Here is a 6,000-nt window from a genome sequence, read left to right on the forward strand (position 1 = left end):
TGCCGAAGCAAGTTCTTTCGCGAAGGTCGGAACTTCTGGCGCGCAGTTCCTGAAAATAGGACTGGGTGCCCGCGGAACCGCAATGGCTGGTGCTTTTATCGCTACAGCCGATGATCCAAGCGCCGCATTCTGGAATCCAGCCTGCCTTGTAAGAGTACCCGGAACACAGGTGCAATTTTCAGGCATGCAGTGGTTTGCGGACATACTTTACGGCGCAGGTGTCGTATCCCATGAAATTGCCGGAGTAGGTACCTTCTCTGCTCAGTTCGCGATGCTGCAGTCCGGCGACATGGACGTAACCACCGTTGCTCATCCCGAAGGAACGGGAGAAACCTTCTCATGTAATGACATGGTGGCAGGTATCTCCTTTTCCAGAATGCTGACCGACAGGTTCAGTGCCGGAATGACGGTGAAGTATGTACGGGAGCAGTGGGATGATATTTCCGCTGGCGGTATCGCTGTTGATATTGGTACCCTTTACGATACGGGTTTCAAAACCCTGCGTATCGGTATGACAATTCAGCACTTTGGAGGGGAACTGACTCCAGGAGGAGAATACACTACGTATTACAGCGGAGGCGATTCGACAGAGGTTTACGAACCCTACTCGATGCCGATGGTCTTCAAGCTCGGTATGGCTATGGATATTATCAACAGAGGCCCTCATTTCCTGACGGTTGAAATTGATGGTATTCATCCCAACGACAATGTAGAGGAACTTGGAATCGGTACCGAATACTGGTACAATAATATGTTCGCCCTTCGAGGCGGCTATTGTATAAACACAGACGAAGAAGGTCTTACCGCTGGAGCGGGATTCAATATCCCTGTGAGCGGAAAGACTATATCACTTGATTACGCGTATGCGGACTGGAACAGGCTGGACATGGTTCACCAGGCCAGCCTGGGGTTCGCATTTTAGCTGACTGATAATTCTCGGGGCAGGTAAAAATCCTGCCCCGGTCGGAAGGAATGAATGACACTTCTTGCGCTGATTGTTACAAGCATCACCGGATTTCAGGTTAACTGGAATGTTGAACCTGCCCAGGGGCAGAATGGGGGTGCTGTGACTATTTCTGTGCAGTTCAGTGAAGAGGATTTCCTCTTCGTAATGGAGAACAGCGGTGAAACTGCTTTTTGGGAAGTTGCCGCCGCCATCGATGGCGACTATACTGCACGGAACAGTGGCTCGGTGAGCAGGAGCGAATTACCTCGGACTGAGGAGTTACGCATTTCCGGTGTACAAACTGGAACTCATCTGCTTACAGTAATGGTAGGAGACCTGGAATCGGGCAGAAGCACCGAATGGGAAGAAACCATTGAAGTATTTCTGCCGGACAGTTCATCATGGTCATCAGGCAATCTTCAGATCTCAGGGGGATATTATCAGAGAGCTTCAGGTACAACTGAAATTATCTGGAATGTATATCCTCCCCGGACAGACTACGAAGAGGTCGACTCTCTTGTAGCTGCTTACGCCCTTCGGGACGAAGACAGTGTTATAGAAAGAGAGGGCTGGATGGATATGGCAACCTCCGGTACCGCGTGCAGAATCGAAGCTTCACTTGATATCAGTCATCTCGATTCAGGCGAGTATGAGTTACTCGCTGTTATCGTTTCTGACGATGAAATAGTTGCAGCTTCAAAAGCGGATCTACAGCTTCTCCAGGCATGGGATGTCTGGGGAGTGGATCCCGATCTTACAGAAACTCTGGTAAGACCCATCACTTCCGCTTCGGAACTGGATGAACTGAAAAATGCGGAAGGTCCATCCAGCAGGAAGGCAGTGATGGCTGAGTTCTGGCATAAGAGGGATCCGTCACCGAGTACCGTGCAGAATGAATTCCTGGAGATGTACCTGACAAGGCTTGACTGCATAGATGCTAACTTTTCTGTGCTCAATACTATGGGTATCAATACCGATCAGGGGCGTGTATTCGCTCTTCTTGGAGAACCCGATATGATTGACTCAAGACCTTTCGAAACATCAACTCGGCCTACTCAGGTATGGACGTACTGTTCACCTGCCATAGAAGTGTGTTTCATCGATTACAATGGTTGTGGAATATTCGAACTCGCAACAGACTGGGAGGAGGTTCAGCTTATCTATGAGAGGCATTAGTATCATTTGTTTGTTTACTGTCTGCTTAGCGGTAAACGGTTCGGATCTGGCGTCTGTCAGCAGTGGAGATATCCGTTTTGGAATAGACACAGCACTGTTCAAATACACGGGAGCGGATACTCTGGGCCTCGAGATCTACGAACAGCTTGGTATAGACCAATTTTCAGCTGACCAGGATTCGGTTGTATCGTTTATGACGACAGCAGTCCTGATTTCTGAGAACGGCGATACTACCGCTGTTGATCAGTGGAAATCCGAAACCACCTGGGCACCGGGAAGGTCAGCGGTGAACAGCACCGTTCTTCCGGTGATACCAGGTTGTTACATCCTTGCGGTTACAGTCACAGATACAGGTAACGGGAAGCAGGGAACCGTAACCAGGAATCTGATAGTAGAATCCGCTGGAACTCTTAGTGAAATCGAACTTGCACGTGCCGTAGTTCCATCCCCGGAGGAATCAACCAATCCCCTTAAAAAGGGAGAAGTTCTTGTATTCCCCGCGGCCGATGGAAGTTATGAACTTCCGGAGGAACATATGGCTTACTATTACGTTGAGATCTACAATCATGGTGGCGCTTCAGTAGAACTGCAGGGCCGCCTTGAGACATCCTCAGGTGAAACGATTTTCGCCAGACCCTGGGTATCACTTACGATACCCGAGGGAGCGGAATCAGTTGGCCTGGTAGACAGCCTTGATCTTCGTGTTGCGCGCAGTTCGGGATTACACAGAGTCGTATTCGGTCTGATTGCACAGAACGACACCCTCGAAGTAGACAAGCACCTCATGATCAGCAGAAATCTTGAACCGGATAATGAATTCATCGGTGAAGCCGCAGGCGAGCCGGATGAAATACCATATCCTGATCATTTCAAACTGATTTTAAAAGGCGCAGAGGCTGATATGTATAACGGTCTTGATACGGATGGAAGGAAAAGGTTCTATGCCGCCTACTGGGTGGGTGCCCCCGAACAGCGTCAGCAGTTTGAGCAACGCTGCGAAGAGAGCGAAAGATATTCGAATGCTTACAGAGAAAGCTGGGAAACCGACCGGGGCAGGGTATACGTTATCTACGGCCAGCCCGATGATATTGAATCGGAACTATTTCAAGGAGGGCATGTTCCGTATGAGATCTGGTACTATTATGGAGGCGGGAACGATAGCTTCGTTTTTGCCGATAGAAGTGGAACTGGAAATTACGAACAGGTTTACTCCTCGATTGAAGGAGAAGTCAGTTATTCGAATTGGGAGGAAATGATTTCGCCCGTCACAGGAACGAGCGGCGGATGATGCTCCCGGCAATGAGAGGTGATAACAAAAAATGCACAAATTCAGAGATGATTTTGCGTTGCATTTAGCTTTGTTCTTGCGGTTTGCAGCCGCTGAAACAGGAGGTCAAATATGAAATTATTTGCGGGACCGCTCAGGACTGGTTTTCTTACAGTCCTGACAGCGCTCCTGTTACCGGTACTGGGAATCGGTGTGGCAAGTGCTGATATGAGCGTCGGGGACACTGTTATGCTCAAAGTTCCCGATCTTTCGCAGTTTCCAGATGATATCGAAACTCATCAGTTCACATGCCGCGCAGTTACGGAACATGCCTATTGGCTGGTGCAGGACTCTGTATCAGTCAAGGAAGGCGCCGGCCCGGGAATTCAGGATACGACTGTCTGGAACAACCTGATTCATCAGGGAGAACTTGACACTCTGACTTCTGAATTTGAAGGTAACGGAGTTAACGTATTCGGTACTGTAACCGAATATCTCGGAGACGCCGTCGATACTGACGGAGATCCCCGAATCTGGATCGTGCTTGCCACCATGCGTGATACATTCCAGTATAGTGGTTCTGCGGTTGACAGAAAAACAATGGAGTATGTCAATCCTGACGATGTCAATGGAAGTGGTCTGTTCAATGACCATGATATTGTTTACATCAATGTACACACATACACGAGAACTGAAGCAAATCTGTCGGTTGCGAAGCAATTGAGAAGATTCTTCATTCCAAACGGTCTCGGAGTACTCGTTCGAACTTCAGTGAAACCTACAGAGGATCTGTGGATCGTAAGGGGCCTTGGTGAAACATGCCAGTACTTCTGTTACGGCATAGCAGCAACAACTCCTTACGGACTCGGTATCGCTTACGATATACTGCAGTTCTCGAAAAACCCGCAATATGTAATGACTGTCTACCAATCCGGTTCTCCGAAAATGGATTTCGCTGGAACAAGAGGACAGACATTCCTCTGGATGATGTACCTCGCTCAGCGCAACACTGACGCTATATTGGAAACAATCGCGCAGTCTGATACGACCGGATTGTTCAATGTAGCGCATGCCATTGATCCATCGGTTCCAGACGATATAGCGATTCAGACCAACGTTGTTCCAATCTATTTTGACTGGCTCATCTGCAACCTTACCAGCAACTTAAGAGACGATATGGCTGGTGGAATTTACACGTACGACATCTTCTCTGATACTTCCAGCAGCTTCGGTCATATCGGCCAGGCACTAGCATTCGAGGGACGTTTCAGCGACGGAGATTACCCTCTGCCGGTCTGGATTCCCGAAGACGGCATAACCGCACCTATCTGGGGCGCGCAGTACGATAGGTTCGAAGGAGACTACAGTAGTTACCCTACTGTTTACTTCAACGGAGCTTACGCTGACGCAGGCGGTTCCGGAACTCCTATTGACGGAAAATGGACCGCATTTGTCGTGTCTGTCGATACAGCAAATGTAGAAATCGCCTCCGTTGTAGAAGTAACGTTTAACGATCTGTACAACGGCTCCTTCGAAATGGCTGGTGACGACGCATACTTTGTTGTGACCAACAACAACGAAGAAGGAGCGACGGATCTCAAGTACATCCTGTCACAGGACACGGATCTTCCTGAAGTTCTTCTGGCGGTTCACCAGAACTCCGTCAATGACCAGTACATGGATATCTACACTACGCTCTTTGAAAATAACCCTGAGGGATTTGACTGGTACGGACCCATCTTCACAGCTGCAGGTTCCGACACAACCAGTATTTTCGAAATGAAGAGTTTTTACGGCACACTCTGGGACTGCAGGTTCAACGCCTGGAAAGCCGGAGACTTCACTCTTCAGGTAGCCGGATACGACAGCAGCGGTTTCAGTGTAACTGAAAGCAGAGATATATCTGTCGGATACGTTGCGACAGGTAAAATGACACTGAATGTCAACAGTATCTGTCTTGAAGTGATGGCTGGCGCAGCTGCCCCGGGAACCATGGTAAGTCTCTGCGAGTCAAGTATACTTGATATCGCGCTGACCTCTCAGGTTCCTTTGGAGGTCGTTGAGGGAATGATGACCGGTATAAATGCTGGTCCTGTAAGTATCCCCAACGTAAACGCAACACTGTCCTTCCCCGCTGAAAGTCCTGAAGGTGCTGTATATCGTTATACAGTTAACGGATGGGAACAGCTGGACAGTTACTATCAGAATGGTAGAATGTGTGCTCTCGTATCCGAGGGCGGTAACTTCGTGTATGGAGATGCTCCGGGGATTTATTCTCCTGAGATTCCAGCGGAGTTCTGTTTCGGTGGAACATATCCCAACCCCTTCAGCGCAGAAGCGGCTATTAGCTTCTCTCTGCCTTCAGCGGGACGTGTTAACGTAATCATTTACGATATGAGCGGCCGCGCTGTCAGGACTCTCAATGATACGGAGATGCAGGCAGCAGAACATACACTCATGTGGGACGGACTCGATGAAACAGGCAATGCGGTAGGCGCAGGAGTATACTTCTGCAGACTGCAGGCTTGTGGAGAGACTGTTACCCAGAAAATGCTCCGGATAGAGTAGGAAGGAGGGAGAAATGAAACAGATAATAGCAATAGCAATCCTG

The 6,000-nt window shown here is 49.0% G+C and carries 4 protein-coding genes; all 4 read left to right on the forward strand.

Going from position 1 to position 6,000, the window contains the following annotated elements; all coding sequences use genetic code 11:
- The first annotated feature begins 49 nt into the window (after positions 1-49).
- The 4 genes from K8S15_14510 (at position 50) to K8S15_14525 (ending at position 5,957) form a co-directional block, all read left to right on the forward strand.
- Entirely contained in the window at positions 50-922 is an 873-nt protein-coding gene (locus tag K8S15_14510) for a PorV/PorQ family protein (protein MCD4777247.1), read from the forward strand.
- A 54-nt stretch (positions 923-976) separates the two neighbouring features.
- A complete protein-coding gene (locus K8S15_14515) occupies positions 977-2,122 on the forward strand; it encodes a GWxTD domain-containing protein (protein MCD4777248.1) in 1,146 nt (381 codons plus the stop codon).
- Entirely contained in the window at positions 2,109-3,410 is a 1,302-nt protein-coding gene (locus K8S15_14520; GenBank protein MCD4777249.1) for a GWxTD domain-containing protein, read from the forward strand. Before K8S15_14515 ends, K8S15_14520 begins: the two co-directional genes overlap by 14 nt.
- A gap of 111 nt (positions 3,411-3,521) precedes the next feature.
- Positions 3,522-5,957 carry a T9SS type A sorting domain-containing protein gene (locus tag K8S15_14525; protein ID MCD4777250.1) on the forward strand — a complete coding sequence of 812 codons (2,436 nt, stop codon included), beginning with the start codon at positions 3,522-3,524 and terminating at the stop codon, positions 5,955-5,957.
- The last annotated feature ends 43 nt before the right edge of the window (positions 5,958-6,000 follow it).

The sequence above is a fragment of the Candidatus Aegiribacteria sp. genome (genome assembly GCA_021108005.1).
In the GTDB taxonomy this organism is placed as follows: Bacteria; Fermentibacterota; Fermentibacteria; order Fermentibacterales; family JCC-6; genus Aegiribacteria.